The organism is Sulfitobacter sediminilitoris (assembly GCF_010667575.1).
Taxonomy (GTDB): domain Bacteria; phylum Pseudomonadota; class Alphaproteobacteria; order Rhodobacterales; family Rhodobacteraceae; genus Sulfitobacter; species Sulfitobacter sediminilitoris.
This window is the reverse complement of sequence record NZ_JAABNT010000008.1, coordinates 96,500-115,679: the sequence shown is the minus strand read 5'-3', so window position 1 is coordinate 115,679 and position 19,180 is coordinate 96,500. Positions and strand designations below refer to the sequence as shown.

Annotated in this window: 17 protein-coding genes; 6 read left to right on the top strand and 11 right to left on the bottom strand. The window is 58.7% G+C overall.

Annotation, left to right across the window (positions count from 1 at the left end; genetic code table 11):
• Positions 1-73 precede the first annotated feature (73 nt).
• On the top strand, positions 74-1,006 hold the full coding sequence (locus tag GV827_RS13915) for a LysR family transcriptional regulator (protein WP_164354421.1): 933 nt from the start codon (positions 74-76) through the stop codon (positions 1,004-1,006).
• Here GV827_RS13915 and uraH read toward each other — a convergent pair.
• Positions 991-1,344 carry a hydroxyisourate hydrolase gene (gene uraH / locus GV827_RS13910; protein ID WP_164354420.1) on the bottom strand — a complete coding sequence of 118 codons (354 nt, stop codon included), beginning with the start codon at positions 1,342-1,344 and terminating at the stop codon, positions 991-993. The genes GV827_RS13915 and uraH overlap by 16 nt on opposite strands.
• Before the next feature lie 151 nt (positions 1,345-1,495).
• On the opposite strand from uraH, the gene puuE reads away from it, so the two are divergent.
• From puuE to GV827_RS13895, 3 genes are read left to right on the top strand one after another with little or no spacing between them, the layout of a single operon-like run.
• Positions 1,496-2,908, top strand: coding sequence for an allantoinase PuuE (gene puuE / locus GV827_RS13905; RefSeq protein WP_164354419.1), 1,413 nt, complete (start codon positions 1,496-1,498; stop codon positions 2,906-2,908).
• On the top strand, positions 2,905-3,390 hold the full coding sequence (locus GV827_RS13900) for an ureidoglycolate lyase (RefSeq protein ID WP_164354418.1): 486 nt from the start codon (positions 2,905-2,907) through the stop codon (positions 3,388-3,390). The genes puuE and GV827_RS13900 overlap by 4 nt, the downstream gene beginning before the upstream one ends.
• 48 nt (positions 3,391-3,438) lie before the next feature.
• On the top strand, positions 3,439-4,875 hold the full coding sequence (locus tag GV827_RS13895) for a uracil-xanthine permease family protein (RefSeq protein WP_164354417.1): 1,437 nt from the start codon (positions 3,439-3,441) through the stop codon (positions 4,873-4,875).
• A 94-nt stretch (positions 4,876-4,969) separates the two neighbouring features.
• Here GV827_RS13895 and bhcD read toward each other — a convergent pair whose 3' ends face one another.
• The 4 genes from bhcD to bhcA form a co-directional block, all read right to left on the bottom strand.
• Positions 4,970-5,935 (bottom strand): iminosuccinate reductase BhcD, encoded by a 966-nt coding sequence (bhcD, locus tag GV827_RS13890; protein ID WP_164354416.1) that lies wholly within the window; start codon positions 5,933-5,935, stop codon positions 4,970-4,972.
• A 150-nt stretch (positions 5,936-6,085) separates the two neighbouring features.
• Positions 6,086-7,249: a 3-hydroxy-D-aspartate aldolase BhcC gene (gene bhcC / locus GV827_RS13885; RefSeq protein ID WP_164354415.1), complete on the bottom strand. Its 1,164-nt coding sequence runs from the start codon at positions 7,247-7,249 to the stop codon at positions 6,086-6,088.
• A 13-nt stretch (positions 7,250-7,262) separates the two neighbouring features.
• The gene (gene bhcB / locus GV827_RS13880) at positions 7,263-8,228 is read right to left on the bottom strand and encodes a beta-hydroxyaspartate dehydratase BhcB (protein WP_164354414.1); all 966 of its coding nucleotides are present in this window, start codon (positions 8,226-8,228) and stop codon (positions 7,263-7,265) included.
• Positions 8,228-9,418, bottom strand: a complete 1,191-nt coding sequence (gene bhcA, locus GV827_RS13875; protein WP_164354413.1) for an L-aspartate--glyoxylate aminotransferase BhcA — start codon at positions 9,416-9,418, stop codon at positions 8,228-8,230. Before bhcA ends, bhcB begins: the two co-directional genes overlap by 1 nt.
• Positions 9,419-9,584: 166 nt before the next feature.
• Here bhcA and bhcR point away from each other — a divergent pair, with 166 nt between their 5' ends.
• A complete protein-coding gene (gene bhcR, locus GV827_RS13870) occupies positions 9,585-10,433 on the top strand; it encodes an HTH-type transcriptional regulator BhcR (protein ID WP_164354412.1) in 849 nt (282 codons plus the stop codon).
• Here bhcR and GV827_RS13865 read toward each other — a convergent pair.
• Both GV827_RS13865 and GV827_RS13860 read right to left on the bottom strand, forming a co-directional pair.
• Complete coding sequence (locus GV827_RS13865) at positions 10,430-11,269, bottom strand: bifunctional allantoicase/(S)-ureidoglycine aminohydrolase (RefSeq protein WP_164354411.1); 840 nt, start codon at positions 11,267-11,269, stop codon at positions 10,430-10,432. The genes bhcR and GV827_RS13865 overlap by 4 nt on opposite strands.
• 226 nt (positions 11,270-11,495) lie before the next feature.
• The gene (locus tag GV827_RS13860; protein ID WP_164354410.1) at positions 11,496-12,923 is read right to left on the bottom strand and encodes a preATP grasp domain-containing protein; all 1,428 of its coding nucleotides are present in this window, start codon (positions 12,921-12,923) and stop codon (positions 11,496-11,498) included.
• Positions 12,924-13,023: 100 nt separating this feature from the next.
• On the opposite strand from GV827_RS13860, the gene GV827_RS13855 reads away from it, so the two are divergent.
• On the top strand, positions 13,024-13,854 hold the full coding sequence (locus GV827_RS13855) for a class II glutamine amidotransferase (protein WP_164354409.1): 831 nt from the start codon (positions 13,024-13,026) through the stop codon (positions 13,852-13,854).
• On the opposite strand, the gene GV827_RS13850 is transcribed toward GV827_RS13855, so the two are convergent.
• The 4 genes from GV827_RS13850 to acsA are packed head-to-tail and all read right to left on the bottom strand — an operon-like array spanning position 13,851 to position 18,983.
• Positions 13,851-14,096, bottom strand: a complete 246-nt coding sequence (locus tag GV827_RS13850; protein ID WP_164354408.1) for an acyl carrier protein — start codon at positions 14,094-14,096, stop codon at positions 13,851-13,853. The two genes, GV827_RS13855 and GV827_RS13850, sit on opposite strands and share 4 nt — an antisense overlap.
• Positions 14,093-15,241: a dihydrolipoamide acetyltransferase family protein gene (locus GV827_RS13845; protein WP_164354407.1), complete on the bottom strand. Its 1,149-nt coding sequence runs from the start codon at positions 15,239-15,241 to the stop codon at positions 14,093-14,095. Before GV827_RS13845 ends, GV827_RS13850 begins: the two co-directional genes overlap by 4 nt.
• Positions 15,238-17,241, bottom strand: a complete 2,004-nt coding sequence (pdhA, locus tag GV827_RS13840) for a pyruvate dehydrogenase (acetyl-transferring) E1 component subunit alpha (protein WP_164354406.1) — start codon at positions 17,239-17,241, stop codon at positions 15,238-15,240. Before pdhA ends, GV827_RS13845 begins: the two co-directional genes overlap by 4 nt.
• Positions 17,238-18,983 carry an acetate--CoA ligase gene (acsA, locus tag GV827_RS13835; RefSeq protein ID WP_164354405.1) on the bottom strand — a complete coding sequence of 582 codons (1,746 nt, stop codon included), beginning with the start codon at positions 18,981-18,983 and terminating at the stop codon, positions 17,238-17,240. Before acsA ends, pdhA begins: the two co-directional genes overlap by 4 nt.
• Positions 18,984-19,180: the final 197 nt, after the last annotated feature.

Sequence of the window (19,180 nt, the reverse complement as noted above, 5' to 3'; positions counted from 1 at the left end):
CGCCAGACTAGGCGACAGATTATTCTTCTGGTATTGTCGCAAAATACCAAGCAGCATCAAAAAAAACAGAATAATGTCGTATCTTGATAATATCCGCACCTTCGTGCGTGTCTATGAATTGGGCAGCATGTCTGCTGCGGGGCGGGATTTGCGCATTTCTCCAGCGGTGACGTCTTCAAGGATATCTCAACTGGAAGAACACCTTAGCGTCCGCTTGTTTCAGCGCACGACCCGCAGCCTGACCCCGACAGAGCAGGGCAAGGCATTCTACGGCGGGGCCTGCGAGATACTGGAGTCGGTCGAGAGCGCCGAGGCGCAGATCGTCAACATCACGGAGAACCCCAAAGGTTCTCTTTACGTTGCGGCGCCGCTTGGTGTGGGGCGCAGGCTGATCGCGCCACAGGTGCCGGCGTTTCTCAAGGAATATCCGCAAGTGAAGGTCCGCTTGCGGCTGACCGACCGCAAGGTTGACCTGACCACCGAGGGGCTTGATCTGGCGTTCTTCCTGGGCCAGCCCGAAGACAGCAATCTGCGCATTCGCAAGATTGCCGATGTTGAGCGCGTTTTATGCGCGGCACCCTCCTATATCGCGACGCATGGCCATCCGGCATCGGGTGATGATTTGCTGGCGGATGGTCACGAGTGTCTGAACCTGCGCTTTCCCGGGGCAACGGAATTTCAATGGCCTTTGATAACACCAAGTGGCCCCAAGAAATTCCGCGTGACCGGGCGCTACGAGTCAGACGATGGTGATGTGCTGACCGACTGGGCGTTGTCTGGAAATGGCATTGCGATGAAGCCGATTTTCGAGGTGGCCGATCATATCAGGGCAGGCCGTCTGGTTGCTGTGGCACAGTCGACGCCGCCGGAACCGATTCAAATGGCGTGCCTTTTCACACACCGCAAACGGCAGGACCCAAAAACGCGGCTATTCATGGAATTCGTAATTGACCGGATCAGCAGGGCTGTGCGGGATAGTTCGCTGCAAGCTCAACTACCGCGATAGGTCGAATAGCCGAACGGCGACAGCAAGAGCGGTACGTGATAATGCGACGCCTCGGACATACCAAAGCGGATCGGGATCACGTCAAGAAACCGGGGGTCTTCCGGCGGAGTACCAGAGGCATCCAAATAGGCTCCGGCGTGAAAAACCAGCTCGTACACTCCGGTTTCAAACGCTTCGGCTGGCAGGATCTGCTCATCCGTGCGCCCGTCATCGTTCGTTACGAGGGTTTTGAGGTGCCTGCGCGCCTCATCTTCAATTCTGTAGAGTTCGATCTTGAGGCCTTGGGCCGGGCAGCCGCGCGCAGTGTCTAGCACATGAGTTGTGAGGTATCCGGTCATCAGGGTCTCTCCAGTAATTCTGCCGCGTTTATAAGCCAAGCGGGTATAGATCGGCAAAGCAATGCCTGCAAAAGGCTCCTTCGTGTTTTTTTTGAAAAAGGATTGGATTATTTTGGATTACAGAGGTGAAGACATGCAAAGGAAGACGCCTGTGAACCGCTACCCCCGTGACATGACCGGATATGGTGCAACCCCTCCTGCGGCCAATTGGCCAAATGGGGCCAAGATCGCCGTTCAGATTGTGCTGAACTACGAGGAGGGGGGAGAAAACAACATCCTGCACGGCGATGCCGCGTCAGAGGCGTTCCTGTCCGAAATCACAGGCGCGCAGGCTTGGCCGGGTCAGCGGCATTGGAACATGGAAACGATCTATGAATATGGCGCGCGGGCTGGGTTCTGGCGCGTCCACCGGATGCTGCGTGACCTGCCGATCACGGTTTACGGGGTCGCAACGGCGCTTGCACGCGCACCCGAGCAGGTCGCCGCGATGAAGGAGGCGGGCTGGGAGATTGCCAGCCACGGTCTGAAGTGGATCGAACACAAGGACATGTCCGAAGAAGAAGAGCGGGCCCAGATCGCCGAAGCAATAAGGCTGCATCGCGAGGTAACAGGTGCCGCCCCAAGTGGTTGGTATACGGGGCGGTGTTCCATGAACACCGTGCGCTTGGTCGCGGAGACGGGACAGTTTGATTACGTCTCGGACAGCTATGCCGATGATTTGCCCTATTGGATGGAATTTGATGGGAACGATCAACTGATCGTGCCCTATACGATGGACTGCAACGACATGCGGTTTGCCATTCAGGCAGGCTTTACCACCGGGGATCAGTTCGAGAGCTATCTCAAGGACAGCTTTGACACGCTCTATGCCGAGGGGGTCGAGGGCGCGCCAAAGATGCTGTCCATCGGTCTGCATTGCCGTCTGATCGGCCGTCCCGGCCGTGCGGCCGCGCTGCGCCGTGTGCTGGATCATTTCAGGGCCCATGAGGGCGTGTGGTTCGCCACCCGCCTTGAGATTGCCGAGCATTGGGCCAAAGAGCATCCACCTGCCCGCCAGATACGACCGTCCAAGATGGACCGCGACAGTTTTGTCGGCGCGTTCGGTGGGATTTTCGAACACAGCCCATGGATTGCCGAAGGGGCATATGTGCTTGAGATGGGGCCGACCCACGACACGGCACAGGGCGTGCATCAGATGTTGGCCCGGTTGTTCCGCACTGCGTCACAGGAACAACGTCTGGGTGTGCTGAACGCCCACCCTGATCTGGCTGGCAAACTGGCTGAAGCCAAGCGGCTGACGGCGGAGTCCACCGCAGAACAGGCCTCTGTTGGCCTCGACGCTCTGACCGATGAGGAGCGGGCAACTTTTACGCGCCTCAACGAGGCCTATACCTCCAAATTCGGCTTTCCCTTTATTATTGCCGTGCGTGACAACACCAAAGCGTCCATCATGGAGGCTTTCGCCCGGCGCATCGACCACGACCGCGACACAGAATTCGAAGAAGCCTGCCGCCAGGTCGAACGCATTGCAGAGCTACGACTGCAAGAGAAGTTCGGCGCATGACCGTTCGCATCAGAACACAGCCGCTGACCGATGAGGCCTTTGCCCCTTACGGTGATGTGTTGGAGGCACGCGGAGCACCGGACAAGCTGATCAATCAGGGCAGATGTGGCCGATTTCACGACCGTGCGCAGCTTGATTTTTCGGATGGCCGGGCGGGCATCAGCATCTTTCAGGGAGAGACAGAAACCCTCCCTCTGGCGCTTAAGATGATGGAGCGGCATCCAGAGGGCAGTCAGGCCTTTATCCCGATGTCGGGCGATCCGTTTCTGGTGGTCGTTGCCCGTGACGCGGGCGTCAGACCTGCGGACCCACTGGCCTTTCTCACCCAACCGGGTCAAGCGATCAACTTTCACCGAGGGATATGGCACGGGGTTCTAACGCCGCTTGCCGCACCGGGGCTTTTTGCCGTTGTCGACAGGATCGGCGCAGGTGCGAACCTTGAGGAACACTGGTTCGAGACCGAATTCATCATCGAAGAATGAACACAGGCGCAGAGAGCGCCGCAGAATAAACAGGGAAGGGACGCCAAAATGGCAGATACATCTATCGGGACACCGGAACAGCTTCGGGATCCAAATTACACACCCGCGCTGCACCGCGCGATCCCGCTGGGGATACAGCATGTGCTGGCGATGTTCGTCTCCAACGTGACGCCGGCGATCATCATCGCGGGGGCTGCGGGGTTCGGCTTTGGCTCTGACGCGGGCGCGCAGGGCTTCCCGGACATGACGTACCTTATCCAGATGTCGATGCTCTTTGCGGGCATCGCCACGCTGTTCCAGACCATCGGATTTGGCCCGGTGGGCGCGCGTCTGCCCATCGTGCAGGGCACCAGCTTTGCCTTTATCCCCATCATGATCCCGCTGGTCGCGGGCAAGGGGGTCGAGGCGCTGCCAGCCCTTTTTGGTGGCGTGGTGATTGGCGGTCTGTTTCACGCCTTCATCGCGACCTTCATTGGCAAGATCCGCTTTGCCCTACCGCCACTTGTCACGGGTTTGGTGGTCACGATGATCGGTCTGGCACTGGTCAAGGTCGGTATACAATATGCGGCTGGTGGTGTGCCTGCCATCGACAAGCCGGAATACGGTAGTCTGCTGAACTGGTCTGCCGCACTGGTCGTGATCTTTGTCACGCTGGCGCTGAAATTCTATGCGCGCGGTATGCTGGCTGTGTCGGCGGTCGTGATTGGAATTATCGTCGGATATTTCTATGCGATGGCAATGGGGATGGTCACGCTTGACGGTATCGCGACAAGCTGGGGCCGCGCGGCGCCGATTTCTTTCCCGATGCCATTCAAATATGGGTTTGAGATCAGCTTTGCCGCGATCATCGGCTTTTGCCTGATGGCTTTCGTGTCAGCCGTGGAAACCGTGGGCGATGTATCCGGGATCACCAAAGGTGGCGCGGGGCGCGAAGCGACCGAGGCCGAAATCACCGGAGCGACCTACGCTGACGGTATCGGCACAGCTGTTGCCGGGCTTTTTGGCGGCTTTCCCAACACATCATTCAGCCAAAATGTGGGCCTGATTGCCATGACCGGCGTGATGAGCCGCCATGTGGTCACAATCGGTGCGATCTTCCTGATCATCTGCGGGTTGATCCCCAAGGTCGGCGCCGTGATCCGCACGATCCCTATCGAAGTGCTGGGTGGCGGTGTGATCGTCATGTTCGGCATGGTCGTCGCTGCTGGTATCTCGATGCTGTCTGACGTGAACTGGAACCGGCGCAATATGGTGATCTTTGCGATTGCCCTGTCGGTTGGTCTGGGTCTTCAGCTTGATCCGAAAGCTGTGCAGTATCTGCCCGATACCCTGCGTATCCTGATGACCAGCGGGCTGTTGCCGGCAGCGCTGATTGCGATTGTGCTGAACCTGATCCTGCCACAGGACCTGACGGGAGAGGCAACCGAAGAAGTTTCAGGCGGCATGGCCGGGCATGGGGCAGGCTCGCTCCCAAAATCTGACTGACGCCGTCAGAGACCCCGACAGGCAGACCAAAAAGAAGGCCCAGTCTGAGAACTGGGCCTTTTTCATCAAGACTTCACCAGCGTTTCGTCGGGGATCAGAAATCAACCTCAATCGCGATGCCCTTTTCAACTGCCAGATCAACAACCGCAGCGGCCACCGCAAGGTCCTGCAACCCAACGCCTGTGCCATCGAACAGCGTGACCTGATCGTCTGATGTGCGGCCCGGATGCGTGCCGTTAATCACGGCCCCCAGCTGCGCCACATCAGCTTCGGTAATCAACCCTTCGGCAATCGCGTGTTGCGCCTCACCGATCGAGATGGATTGCGCCACCTCATCCGTAAATACGCGCGCACGCGCCAGAAGTGCGGCTTCAACCTCCTGTTTGCCCTTGGTGTCAGTGCCCATGCAGGCGATATGCGTGCCGTTTGAAACATGGTCTGACATAAGCGACGGCGCGAAGGCCGATGTGATCGAGATGATGACGTCCGCTTCGGCCATGCCGGGCAGATCAACCGCCTCAAACGGCAGCCCGGCTTCCGCCGCGACCTTTTCAATATTGGGCAGCATTTCGGGATGGTAATTCCAGCCGATGACCTTTTCGAAGGGGCGCTGCTCCAGCGCGGCGCGCAGCTGGAATGTTGCCTGATGGCCCGCGCCAATCATGCCGATGACCTTGGCGTCCTGCCGCGCCAGATGCTTGATCGAAACCGATGAGGCCGCAGCGGTGCGCAGCGCGGTCAGCAGGTTGCCTCCCACCATGGCAGATGCCTTGCCGGTGTCAGGATCAAACAAAAAGACCGTGGACTGGTGATTGATCAATCCGCGCTTTTCCAGATTGTTGGGCCAGTAGCCCCCGGCCTTCAGACCCAGCGTCAGCCCCGCCTTGTCAAACCCGCCCTTGAAGCCATAAAGCGCATCCTCATGTCCAATCGCCTCGCGCACGACAGGGAAGTTGTACGCATCGCCAGCAGCCATCGCGGCAAAGACTTTCTCAACAGCGTCAAAAGCTGCATCGCGGGTCATCAGACCCTGAATTTCACGTTCCGGGACGATCAGCATGGGGGGGATCCTTTTCAATATTCATGCGCCCCCGTGTGGCCCGGTGAGGGCCAGACACAGAGGGCGGCTTTGCGTCTCATCAAGAGACGGTCATTCAAAGTGGAAAACGTCTGGCAAGGGCGCGCAGGTTCCTGCGCGCCCTGATCCGGCTTAATATGCCTTGCCGCGTGCCGACACTGGCCACAGGGTTTCGACCTTGCCGCCGCGCACACCGACATACCAGTCATGCACGTTGGCGGTGGGGTCGCAGTGGCCCGGCACCAGCTTGAGCTTGTCGTTGACCTTTAGCACTGCGTCAGGGTCAGCGACCACACCGTGTTCGTCCGAACATTTCACATACTCAACATCTGTCCGGCCGAAGATCACTGGCAGACCGCTGTCCACCGACTGCGCCTTCAGGCCCGCATCGACGATGGCCTTGTCCGCCTTGGCATGGGACATCACAGAGGTCAGCAGGAACATCGCGTTCTCCCACTCGCCCTGATCAATCCGCTTGCCGTGCTTATCAAGGATGCGGCCATAATCCGCATCCATGAAGGCATAAGAGCCGCACTGCAGTTCATTATAAACGCCGGAGTTGCTCTCAAAATAATAGGACCCGGTGCCGCCACCGCCGACGATGTCGCATTCGATGCCGTCTGCCTTCAATGTGTCGACCGCGTCCTTGACCTGTGCCACGGCCAAGTCGATCTTGGCTTTGCGATCATCATAGCTGTCCATGTGCTGCATCGCGCCCTGATAGGCCTGAATGCCTGCGAACTTCAGCCCTTCGGCTGCATCAATGGCTTTGGCGATCTCAACCACCGCAGGTGTGGTCGTCACACCGCAACGGCCAGCGCCGCAGTCAATCTCGACCAGACATTCAATCTGGGTGCCATGCCGGACAGCCGCTTCGGACAGGTCCGCCACGTTCTCGATGTCGTCTACACAGCAGATCGTCCGCGCGCCCAGCTTGGGCATGCGGGCCAGACGGTCGATCTTGGCCGGGTCGCGCACCTGATTGGACACCAGCACGTCCTCGATACCACCACGGGCGAAGACTTCCGCTTCGGACACCTTCTGGCAGCAGACGCCACAAGCCCCGCCCAGTTCGACCTGCAACTTGGCCACATCAACCGACTTGTGCATCTTGCCGTGCACCCGATGACGCATGCCGTGGGCCTTGGCGTAATCGCCCATCTTCTTGATGTTGCGCTCAAGCGCGTCAAGATCGAGCACGAGGCTCGGTGTCTGAATATCCGCTTCGTCCATGCCGGGCAGGGCAGGGACGTCATAGCCAACTTCAAGGCCTTCGAATTTTGTCTGTGCGTTCATGGGAGAGTTTCCTTCACTTGATCCAGGGCAGTGTGTCGAGGTCGACATTACCGCCGGTGATGATGACGCCGACCCGCTTGCCTGCGAACCGGTCTTTATTCTTGATGATCGTGGCTAGCGGCACGGCGCAGCTGGCCTCCATGACGATCTTCATGCGCTGCCAGGTTAGTTTCATGGCATCGATGATTTCCTGCTCTGACGCGGTCAGAATATCCGTGACGTGGTTTGACACGAAATGCCATGTCAGATCCTTCAGCGGAACTTTAAGCCCGTCGGCAATCGTCTGTGGCGCATCGTCGGCAATGATGTGTCCGGCCTTGAAGCTGCGATAGGCATCATCGGCCTGCTCTGGCTCTGCTGCGATGATCTGTGTCTCTGGCGCGATATGCGACAGGGTCAGACAGGTGCCCGATATCATGCCGCCGCCACCGATGGGGGCCACGACCATATCCAGACCGTCTGTTTGCTCCATCAGTTCACGCGAACATGTGCCCTGACCCGCAATGACACGCGGATCGTTGTAGGGATGGACGAAATTGCCACCTGTCGCCGCCTGCACCTCGGCAAACACTGCCTCGCGGGAGGTGGTGGAAGGCTCGCATTCGGTGATGATCCCGCCATAGCCCCTGACCGCGTCCTTCTTGGCCTGCGGCGCGGTACGCGGCATCACGACATTGCAGGGGATGCCCCTGCGACCGGCAGCATAGCTAAGCGACAGCGCGTGGTTGCCGGACGAGTGGGTGCAGACACCCTTCTGCGCGTCTTCATCGCTCAGTCCAAAGACCGCGTTCGATGCACCGCGCACCTTGAAAGCACCGGCTTTCTGGAAGTTCTCGCATTTGAAGAACAGTTCAGCACCGGTCAGTTCGTTCAGGTAGGACGAGGTTAGCACCGGGGTGCGGTGAATATGCGGGGCGATCCGTTCGTGAGCCGCCAGCATGTCCTCGAAGGTGGGTATGTACATGGTTGTATCCTTCATCATGCAGCGTCCTTGTGGGCGAGCGATGGCGCTGCGCGATAGTATTCCTGTGCCGCCGCAACACCAGAGCCCAATTTGATATCAAGCCCCAGATCGACCATGCACATCTCGGCCGTGGCGATACCGCTAAGGGTCATCACGTCCGTCAGGCTGCCCAGATGACCGATGCGGAAAACCTTACCGGCAACTTCACCCAGACCGACGCCAAAAGCCACGCCATATGCGTCGGCAGCGTGCGTGACGATATCGGTGGCGTTGAAGCCTTCCGGCGTACGGATCGCGCTGACTGTGTCGGAGTACACGTCCGGAGACACGGCGCAAAGCTTGAGACCCCAGGCATCCACAGCCCGGCGCACGCCTGTTGCGATGCGGGTGTGGCGTGCAAAAACATTCTCCAATCCTTCGTTCAGGAGCATCTTGCAGGCTTCATTCAGGCCGTTCATCAGACCCACCGCAGGCGTATAGGGGTAGGCGTTGTTGTCATACCCCTTGGCCATGTCATGCACGTCAAAGAATGTACGCGGCAGGCTTGCGGTCTTGGTTGCCTCCATCGCCTTTGCGCTGAAGCCGACGATCGCCAGCCCGGCAGACAGCATAAAGCCCTTTTGCGAGCCGGTGACCGCAACATCCACGCCCCAGTCATCAAACCGAAAGTCCATCGACCCAATCGAAGACACGCCATCGACGAACAGCATGGCAGGGTGACCCGCCGCATCCAGAGCGCGACGCACGGCGGCAATATCGGATTTCACACCGGTTGCCGTCTCATTATGTGTGGCCAGCACGGCCTTGATCTGGTGTTCCTTGTCGGCAGTCAGGATTTCTTCAAAGCGGTCAGCGGGCAGGCCTTCGCCCCAAGGTGTCTCAACAATCTGTACGTCCAGACCGTGACGCTGACACATATCGATCCACCGGTGCGAGAACACACCGTTGCGCCCCGCCAGGATTGTGTCGCCTGCACTCAGGCAGTTTGTTATCGCCGTTTCCCAGCCGCCCGTACCGGTGGACGGGAAGATAAAGATCTCGGCGGATGTGCTTTTCAAGACTTTCCGGACCGCTTCGCGGGCGGGATGCAATATCTGACCGAACAGTGGCGACCGGTGGTCAATTGTCGGCATATCGCAGGCTTTGCGCAGGGCTTCGGGGATATTGGTCGGCCCCGGAATGAAAACAGGGTTTTGAAAGCTCATATCCATCTCCTTTGATCGTTGCCCAATACATAGAGCGACGCTTACCTTCGGGAAACTTTTTTGAAATCGTTTTTCAAAACTGGACAATTTCAAAAAATACATGATTGTCAGATACTTATATTTTTCATAATGTGAAATAGATTTTCAACTTGGAACTTAACTGCTCATGAAACAACCGGAAACCAGCGATTCGAACCTGCGCCGCGCCCGCGGCAGACCACGCGGCTGGGATGACAAGACAGCCCAGAACACGATCAAGTCGCTGGACCGCGCGATGGAAGTGTTCGAGTTTTTGAGCGAGGCGCAAGGCAAGGCGCTGAGCGTCATCTCATCCGAGATGGGCCAGTCCCCGGCCACGGTCTACCGTATCCTTGTTACCCTTGAGGGCAGGGGCCTTGTGGAGTTCGACCCGGTTGAACAGGTCTGGCATATTGGCCCGCAGGCCTTTGTCATCGGTGCGCGTTTTCTCAGGCGCACCAGTCTGGTGGAACGCGCGCGCCCTATCATGCGCAAGCTGATGGAGCAGACCGGTGAAACGGCAAACCTTGGTATCCAGAAGGAAGGGTCGGTGTTGTTCCTAAGTCAGGTTGAGACCCACGCAAGTATCCGCGCATTCTTTCCCCCCGGCACGCTGTCGCCGATGCATGCCTCTGGCATCGGCAAGGCGCTGCTGGCCGAGATGGACGATGACCGGCTGACCCGCACTTTGGAAGGGCAAAGGCTTGAGGCGTTTACGCAATACACGATTACTGATCTTGCGGCTCTGCGCGACAACCTTGCACAGGTCCGTCACAACGGGTTCTCCGAGGATGGCGAAGAGAAAAACCTTGGCATGCGCTGCATCGCTGCCCCTGTATTTGATTTTAACGACGAGGCCGTTGCCGGGATCTCCGTCTCTGGCCCGGTCAGCCGCGTCAGCCCCGAAGATATCGAGCGCCTCAGCGGTTTCGTGATCGAGGCAGCTCAGGCGCTGACACTGGCTATTGGCGGGCAGGGGCGGCGCGAAACAGTTTAGGGACGTGGCCCAAACATTGGACGCAATCCAACATGGCGGTTGACGTCCTTATACAGAAGATAGCGGAACTTGCCCGGCCCACCGGCATAGCAGGCTTGCGGACAGAAGGCGCGCAGCCACATGAAATCACCTGCCTCAACCTCGACCCAGTCGTTGTTCAGCCGGTAGGCAGCCTTGCCTTCCAGAACATATAGCCCGTGTTCCATCACATGAGTTTCGAGGAAAGGAATGACCCCGCCGGGCTCAAACGTGACAATTGTCACGTGCATGTCATGCCGCAGATCCGCCGGATCAACGAACCGTGTCGTCGCCCATTTGCCATCAGTATCTGGCATGACGGTCGGTGCGATTTCTTTCTCGTTCGCGATGATGATGTCTGGCTGGTCCAGCCCTGGCACTGCCTCATATGCTTTTCGGATCCAGTGAAACCGCAGCATCTCGTCAGTTGTGTTGTGCAAGGTCCATTCCGCACGTGGCGGCAAATAGGCGTAGCCGCCTTCGTCCAGATGGTGCTCTTCACCGTCAACAGTCAGGGTTGCGGTACCTTCGACCACGAAGAGAACAGCCTGTGCCGCAGGATCGGCCTCCGGCTGATCTGACCCGCCGCCGGGCGCCACTTCCATGATGTATTGCGAGAACGTCTCGGCAAAGCCGCTCAAGGGGCGGGCGATCACCCACAACCGCGTCTTGTCCCAGAACGGCAGGAAGCTGGTCACGATATCCCGCATCGTTCCCTTTGGAATGACGGCGTAAGCTTCGGTAAAAATGGCGCGGTCCGTCAGCAGCTGCTCTTGACCGGGATGGCCGCCCTGCGGGGCATAGTATGTCGCTGACATGATGGGTCCTATCGGTTGGATCTTTCCGCCAACTATGAGCCGGGGATAGTTCACAGACCACCCGCTTTCCTCCTACAGCACTTTTCGCATTCCTTTGATAATAGAGATCGCCATCTTGAAAAGCTGTCAAATCAAAGAGGGCATTCGCCGCTCCATCACGGGTGTGCAACATCGCTTCATACATTCGCGGCTTTCTTGGATCAGGTGCCCGAATACCGATGATCCGTCAGACGGGCGCAGTGCCAGATAATCTGTGCATTGCTTCATCCAGCATCGCATCAGCACCGTCCTGAGTTTCTCCTACCGACAGCAGGTTGATCAGACCCCCTCTTGGGTGGTTTGGCGCCGCCATGATGATCAGGCCGCTCTTGCGTTTGCCCTTCTTGAACAGAAGATCATTCCACAGCTCCAAAAGATCGGGCAATCGGACCGGACGGTCCTTTAGAACCTCTTGCACAACCGCCATGGCCTTTGACGGCAGCGGGTCAATGATCTGCCCTGCGGCTGTCATCGGGATCGACACACCACCCCAGCGACCGTTGCATTCGATCCAGTGGACTCTGGGCGGCGCGTCAGCAGTCTGACAGATAACCGCATCAAGACTACAGCGCCCGAAGTATCCAAGCCGCTGCAAGACAGAGGCGATGCGTAAAGCTTCTGAACTGAACTGCTTTTGAAGTGCGTCCGGCAAGGTTGACCGTGCCGCGCCGACGAAAGCCGCGACCTCGGTGCGCAAACGCTGTTCAAAGATACCTTCAACCACGGGCGGGCCATCGGAGAGATGCGGCAGCCAAAGCTGCGCGGAAGGGCTGCCGATCACATCGCTGTCCCAGACCCCGACCAGAACCGGGTAGGTGTCCTGCCAGCCCGTGGCATGCAGACGCTGAACAATCATTGCTCTGAGATCAGCAAGCGACAGCTGCTTTAGACCCTCACTGTCGAGTCTCAGGTTTCCGGCGGACCCTGCGCTGTCGGGCACCTTGATCACGACCTGATCGAAAGTCTTGCTTAATCGGCGCACCAACCCTGCGGTGGCGGCCGGGCCATAGGCGGCAAGGGTCGGGGGCGTCGCACCGGGGCCGATCACCTGACGCGCAAACCCGGCAAACCACAGCTTGTCATTTGCGCGCCGTGCCATGCGGGGGGAGGGACCGCAGACGTGGACCGGTACTCTCGCCGCATCTGCAATTTCTTTAGCCAGACGCCATGTATTTCCTGTGGTCAGATAGGGATTGAGCGTCAGCCCACCAGCGTCACGTGCTGTTTGTGCAAATGCCTCTACCCATTTGTCAGATGTCCAGATTTGTCGTGCCACAGGGGCAATGGACTGAAGCGAGGCCTGATGGAAGGTAACGTCTTTCAGCCCCAGATACTCAGCCAGATAATCTTCATAATCCACATCCCGTCGCCGCAGGACCACATGGTCACCGGGCCGCGCAAGCAAAGCCATGCGGTACTCAAGGCCGGACCCGGAACCGGGGGTCATCAATGAGATTTCGGACTGATCCCCAATCAACAAGGTCGGCCCGTCGCCGATACCCTGTCTGACGTTCTCACCCCATTCCAGCGCTGAGCCAAAAGCCGGTTCATCCCGCAGGAAAGCCTCGACAATCTCCTCATCGGGCAAAGGCTTGGTAGGGCGCAGTTCAGACATGATTTTGGGTACATCGAACAGGATTGATGGCTTTGACAAAGATCAATGAGGCCCACGCAGTCCTGCTAGTCTGCCTCACGACAAAGAAGGAGCCCAAATCATGTGCCGTCTCTATGCCATGCACGCGAATGAGCCGACCAAGGTGGAATGCGGTCTGGTCAAGGCGCAAAATGCGCTCATGGCGCAAAGTCAGGGCGATATGCAGGGCTATGCCCACGGTCATGGCTGGGGCGTCGCTGATTATTCCGACGGTCTCCCGATGGTCGAAAAACAGACATGGGCGGCGTTCCACGGCGAGCATTTCACGCGTACCGCCGCCCGTGTTTATGCGAGGACTGTCGTGGCTCATGTGCGGCGTGCGACGGTGGGCGGCACCAGTATCGAGAACACACATCCTTTTCATCACGGCCGCTGGATCTTTGCGCATAACGGCACGGTACCGAACTTCGACGATGTACGGTTTCGGCTGCTTGAGCATATGGACCCCCTGCACCGCTCCGAAATCGCCGGGACGACCGACAGCGAGCATGTGTTCCGCTATCTGCTGAGCCTTTTTCTGCGCCATCCGGAGCGCGGGCTGCTTGAAACCGTGCGCATGGGACTGGCGCAAGTCGTGGCCTGGGCCAGGGAGGTCGATCCAGAGGCGCGGGTAGGACTGAATATCGTGCTAACGGATGGGGAAAATATGGTTGGGTCTCGCCTGAACAGGTCACTCTACTACTTGCCACGCGATCACATTTTTCACTGCCCGATCTGTGATGAACCACATGTGCATCACGAGCCGGGGCGTGACTACCGGTCAGTCGAAATTGCATCAGAACCAATCACCCATGGGGAGGACTGGTACGAGGTGCCCAACAACACTGTGTACCGCGTGGCAGAGGACTACCGTCTGGACATGCAACACCTGCTGCCGCCTGAAGGCGTTTAGGCCGTCTTTTCCACCAAGTAGTCCGTCAGCGCCTCGAAACTCCGCATTTGTGGATAGTCGGCTTCGGGCATGGCAGCACCAAAGCGCTGACCAAGCGCGGTGACGAGGTTCAGAAAATCCATCGAGTCGATATCGCACTCATCGCGCAGGTCCTCGCTGCGGTCGATGTCATTCATTTCAATCTCAGGCGCAATGCGGTGCAACTCTTCGGCAATGGCGGTTTCTATATCGGCGCGGGTCATAGGTGCTCCGGTGTTTGCAGATAGGTATCGATTTTCTTCAGGAACAAAGCGCCCCGATGTCCGTCGCTGACCCGGTGGTCAGCGGCGAGCGTCAGGGTGGCCATAAGCCGGGGCATGACCATGTCTTCGTGGACACAAGGGCGCAAACGAGGAGTACCAATGCCGACAATCGCAACCTGAGGAGGGTAAATCACGCCATACAGCTGATCGACGCCGCGCTCCCCAAGGCTGGTCAGTGTAATCGTTGCATCAGACAATTCGCGTGCGCGGAAGCGGCCTGCACGAACGCGCCCTACCAGATCGCGCAGATTGCGCATCAGCGTATCGAGGTCACATGTCTCAGTCTCAAAAAGGGCGGGGGCGACCAGCCCGCCGGCGCGCAGGTTGATGGCAAAACCAAGGTTGATGGCATCGCTGGGCTGAAAACACTCGTTCAGATAGTGGCCATTGAATTCGGGGTATTTGTTCAATGCCTTTGCAATGGCCGCAGCATAGACCGCGCCAGCCAACAAGCGGGACTCTGGTGGACGGTCTGCGTTTGTACCGGTCAGGAAGGCATCCGTCGCGGTCAGATCGACCTCGTGAGACAAATAATAATGCGGAATTTCACGCTTTGAACGTGACATAGCGGCTGCAATAGCGCGGCGCATTTCATCGACTGGTGAAGCGGGGGCAGGGGCAACGGCTTCCACATCAGCCCGGGTGATGGGAACACCCGGCGCAGTGTCCAGCATATCTAGGTCGACACCGCGTTCCTTGGCCAATTGACGTGCAGCAGGTGTAATCTTGCGGCGTTCGGTTGCCGGTTTGGTCGTTGGTGCGGCCACGTCGGGCAGAACTTCGGGCGCAGTCGCGACCGGTGGCTCTGGCGTTGGCACAGCATCTGACGGGGCGCGGGTTTCAGGCTCACCGGGTGCTCTGATCACAGCCAGCGGGGTACCGACGGGTACTTCGTCGCCAATCGAGGCCACCCAACTCTCCAGAATTCCGTCCTCAAAGACCTCGATTTCAATCACGCCTTTCTGGGTTTCCACCGCTGCGATGATGTCGCCGCGTTTGACGACGTCACCCGGTGCAACGATCTGCTCAACCAGCGTACCTGCCTCCATGTCCGCGCCAAGCGATGGCATCACAAAGGCGCTCATGGCGTGGCTTCCATCAGTTTGCGGGCAGCTGTCACGATCTTGTCGACCTGCGGGATCGCGGCCTGCTCCAGATGCTGTGCATAGGGTATGGGGACCTCTTCGCTGCAGACCCGCCCAAGGGGGGCGTCCAAATCATAGAAAGAGTCTTCGGCCAGCCGCATCCCGATCTCTGCTGCCAAGCTGCCGCTGCGCCATCCCTCATCGACGATCAACGCACGGTGCGTCTTGGCGACCGACGCGCGGATGGTATCCATATCTAGCGGCCGAAGGCTGCGCAGGTCGATCACCTCGGCTGAAATGCCGTCCTGCCCCAACACACGGGCTGCATCCAGCGTTTTGAAGAGCGACCCGCCATACGTGATCAGTGTCAGGTCCTTGCCCTCTGCGCGGACCATCGCGCGGTCGATATCCACAGGGCCTGCATCCTGCGCAATCGGCCCTTCGCGGTTATAAAGCATCACGTTCTCGAAGATCAGCACCGGATCAGGGTCTTCCAGCGCCGTCCAGAGCATCCCGCGGGCGTCTTCCATCGTCGCCGGGGCCAAGACGCGAAGACCAGGAATATGCGCATACCAGCCTTCCAGACTATGCGAATGCTGCGCCGCCAATTGTTTGCCTGCACCGGTGGCCATGCGGATCACCACCGGCACGCCGAAGTGGTTGTTCGACATGTGCCGAAGCGTCGCTGCGGTGTTCAGTATCTGATCAAGGGCAAGCAAAGAGAAATTGACTGTCATCAGCTCAACGATTGGGCGCATGCCAGCTGCTGCCGCGCCAATGCCAGCGCCGGTAAACCCGGACTCCGACAGCGGTGTATCGCGGATACGGTCAGGGCCGAACTGATCCAGCAACCCCTTACTGACCGCGTAGCAACCACCATAGCGGCCCACATCCTCACCCATCAGGAAAACGCGATCGTCGCGGGTCATGGCATCGATAATTCCGGCCCTGACAGCTTCGCGGTAGGTGGTGGGAACGGTGGGGCCAGCAGGCCGGGATGGTGGCGGGGCAGGGCGTTCTGGTGCCATCACATAACGGGTCAGATCCGAAACCGGCTCTTCCGTTCCTGCTTCGGCAAAGGCGACCGCTTCAGCAATCTCGGCGTCCGTTTCGGCGGTGATCTCTTCCACATCGGTGTCATGCAGCAGCCCTGAGCTTTCAGCCCAAGTCTGGAACCGCAAAATCGGCCCTTTTTCCCGCCAAGCGGCGACTTCGTCTTTCGAGCGGTAGAGCTGGGCATCGAACATGGAATGGGCCCGGAAACGGTATGTCTTGCATTCGAGAAACCGAGGTCCGCCGGTTGACCCGATCTCGGCAAGGGCGCGCCGTGTGGCGACTTCGACGGCAACGATGTCCATTCCATCGACTGAACTGGCTTCGATCCCGTAACTTTGCGCCTTGGCGGTGATATCCGTCTGCGCCTCGGTCAAGTCCAGCGCGGAACCCATGGCGTAGCCATTGTTTTCACAGACAAACAGCACCGGAAGGTTCCAAAGTGCCGCAAGGTTGAGGCTTTCATGAAACTCGCCCTCGGCCACTGCGCCTTCACCAAAGAAGCAAACCGTCACACCACCGCTGCCGGACATCTGGTCCCCCAACCCAAGGCCGACCGCCAAGGGCAGGCCGCCGCCAACGATGGCATTGCCGCCGTAGAAGTTGTGATCGCGGCTGAACAGGTGCATCGATCCGCCGCGCCCACCTGCGCAGCCCTCGGCCTTGCCATACATCTCGGCCAGGATCTCATTCATCGGGATGCCGCGCACCAGCGCATGGCCGTGTTCGCGGTAGGTGGCGACGATACGGTCTTTCGCGGTGAGCAGGGGAATGACGCCGCCTGCAATCGCTTCTTCACCGTCATAAAGGTGCAGAAAGCCTCGGATCTTTTCTTGCGTATAAAGCTCGGCGCATTTGTCTTCGAACCGCCGGATCCGGATCATGCGCTTGAGCAGGTCGCGCACATGGGCACGGTCCAGGCGGGGCTTTTCGGTCTGTGCACTCATGCTTCGTCACTTTCCAAGGTTGAAATATCGCCTTCCGGCAGTCCCAGTTCGCGCGCCTTGAGAAGGCGGCGCATGATCTTGCCACTGCGCGTCTTGGGCAGGTTCTGGCGAAAAGCGATCTCGCGCGGGGCGACGGCAGGGCCAAGGCGCTTGCGGGCGTGGCCCAGCAGTTCAAGTCGCAGATCCTCGTCTGGCTCAAATCCCGGTTTCAGCGCGATATAGGCTTTGACGATCTCGCCTGCGGTGTCATCTGGCACGCCAATCACGCCTACCTCCGCCACGGCCTCGTGCTCCATCAGCGCGCTTTCGACCTCAAAAGGACCAATCAGATGGCCCGAGCTTTTGATCAGATCCTTGCTGCGCCCGACGAACCAGTAGTATCCGTCAGCATCGCACATCGCCAGATCGCCGCTTAGATACCAGCCATCACGAAAACACTTCTGATAGCGCTCTTCTTCGTGCAGGTAACCGCGCATCATTGAGGGCCAGCCGGGGCGCAAGGCCAGCTCTCCTATCGTCATCGGTTCGGTGACCTCGCGCAGGCTGTCGCCCGTGACATCCACAATGCCGGCCTCAATCCCGGGCAAAGGTTTGCCCATGGCACCGGGTTTGACATCCATGGAGGCGAAATTGGCGATCATGATGCCGCCGGTTTCCGTCTGCCACCAATTGTCGTGGAACGGCATGCCAAACGTATCGCGGCCCCAGATCACAGCTTTTGCATTGAGCGGCTCACCCACGCTCGCCATGAACCGCAGGGCAGGGTACTCGTGCACCCGCGCTGCATCACTGCCCGCTTTCATCAACATACGAATGGCAGTTGGCGCCGTATACCAAACGTTCACCGCTTCGCGCGCCAGCGTGTCATACCAGCGCGTCACGTCAAATTCTGCCTCGTCCACGATCATCGTGGTACGGTTCGTCAACGGTGCGACAACCCCGTAGGACGTACCGGTTACCCATCCAGGATCAGCGGTACACCAAAAAACGTCACCGGGTTTCAGATCCAGCGCGAAGCGGCCTGTCACATGGTGCGCGAGGACCGCTTCGTGCACGTGGCTCACTCCCTTGGGCTTACCAGTCGTGCCAGACGTGAAATGCAACAACGCAGGGTCCTCTGGGTTCATCGCGACAGTTTCAAAGCTGTCAGATGCCTGCGCCATTAACTCGGCCAGATCGTGCGTGCTGTCATGTTGACCGTCTGTCAGAAAGACTTCGCGTAATTCTGGCAAGTGTTCCCGCAGCGCCTTGAGCTTGCGCTTGTAAAGACGCCCTGAGGTGATCACCGCATTCGCACCGCCGATCTCCATCCGCGATTGAATCGGCTCCGGGCCAAACGCTGAGAACAGCGGGCAAAAGACTGCGCCAGCCTTTAGTGTTCCGAGGGCCGCGACATAGAGTTCCGGCACGCGGCCCAAAAGCGCATAGACCTTGTCGCCGCGTCCGATGCCGCTGCTAATAAGCACATTGGCAAAGCGGTTGGTCTGCTTCTGGAGGTCAGCATAGGTCAGGTCGGTCCGGTCACCGGACTTGGCGATCCAGCGCAGCGCGATCTGATCTCCGTGGCCGGTTGCGACGTGCCGATCGATGGCCTCATGCGCGATGTTCAGCCGTCCACCTGACAGCCCGTCGATTTGCGCGCGCGCGCTGTCCCATGAGAACGTCGCGCGTGTGGCGTCGTAGTCAGATAAATTCGCCACGCGCGCTAAAGCCGCGTCTTTGACGATCAGATTGTCAGCCATGCCAGCAGACTCCTTTGATCAGCAGTTGTTTGTGCATACCAAGGCTGGGAGGGGCCGGACTGACGAAGATCAATCCCACACAGCAGGTAAATGTGCATCTGCTGGATTAGCGATCGTCGATCACGATCGGAGCCACCATATTAGTTACATAATACTGATTACAAGAAGTGTATCATATCCCGGTGCGCGCTGCTTTT

What these genes read in the sequence shown, in the direction of transcription:
- bhcR (WP_164354412.1), top strand. Translation starts at nt 9,585, where the DNA reads ATGAAACAACCGGAAACCAGCGATTCGAACCTGCGCCGCGCCCGCGGC.
- GV827_RS13900 (WP_164354418.1), top strand. Translation starts at nt 2,905, where the DNA reads ATGACCGTTCGCATCAGAACACAGCCGCTGACCGATGAGGCCTTTGCC.
- bhcC (WP_164354415.1), bottom strand. Translation starts at nt 7,249, where the DNA reads ATGAACGCACAGACAAAATTCGAAGGCCTTGAAGTTGGCTATGACGTC.
- bhcA (WP_164354413.1), bottom strand. Translation starts at nt 9,418, where the DNA reads ATGAGCTTTCAAAACCCTGTTTTCATTCCGGGGCCGACCAATATCCCC.
- GV827_RS13850 (WP_164354408.1), bottom strand. Translation starts at nt 14,096, where the DNA reads ATGACCCGCGCCGATATAGAAACCGCCATTGCCGAAGAGTTGCACCGC.
- bhcB (WP_164354414.1), bottom strand. Translation starts at nt 8,228, where the DNA reads ATGAAGGATACAACCATGTACATACCCACCTTCGAGGACATGCTGGCG.
- GV827_RS13860 (WP_164354410.1), bottom strand. Translation starts at nt 12,923, where the DNA reads ATGTCTGAACTGCGCCCTACCAAGCCTTTGCCCGATGAGGAGATTGTC.
- GV827_RS13845 (WP_164354407.1), bottom strand. Translation starts at nt 15,241, where the DNA reads ATGAGCGCCTTTGTGATGCCATCGCTTGGCGCGGACATGGAGGCAGGT.
- acsA (WP_164354405.1), bottom strand. Translation starts at nt 18,983, where the DNA reads ATGGCTGACAATCTGATCGTCAAAGACGCGGCTTTAGCGCGCGTGGCG.
- uraH (WP_164354420.1), bottom strand. Translation starts at nt 1,344, where the DNA reads ATGACCGGATACCTCACAACTCATGTGCTAGACACTGCGCGCGGCTGC.
- GV827_RS13855 (WP_164354409.1), top strand. Translation starts at nt 13,024, where the DNA reads ATGTGCCGTCTCTATGCCATGCACGCGAATGAGCCGACCAAGGTGGAA.
- GV827_RS13865 (WP_164354411.1), bottom strand. Translation starts at nt 11,269, where the DNA reads ATGTCAGCGACATACTATGCCCCGCAGGGCGGCCATCCCGGTCAAGAG.
- bhcD (WP_164354416.1), bottom strand. Translation starts at nt 5,935, where the DNA reads ATGCTGATCGTCCCGGAACGTGAAATTCAGGGTCTGATGACCCGCGAT.
- GV827_RS13895 (WP_164354417.1), top strand. Translation starts at nt 3,439, where the DNA reads ATGGCAGATACATCTATCGGGACACCGGAACAGCTTCGGGATCCAAAT.
- GV827_RS13915 (WP_164354421.1), top strand. Translation starts at nt 74, where the DNA reads ATGTCGTATCTTGATAATATCCGCACCTTCGTGCGTGTCTATGAATTG.
- pdhA (WP_164354406.1), bottom strand. Translation starts at nt 17,241, where the DNA reads ATGAGTGCACAGACCGAAAAGCCCCGCCTGGACCGTGCCCATGTGCGC.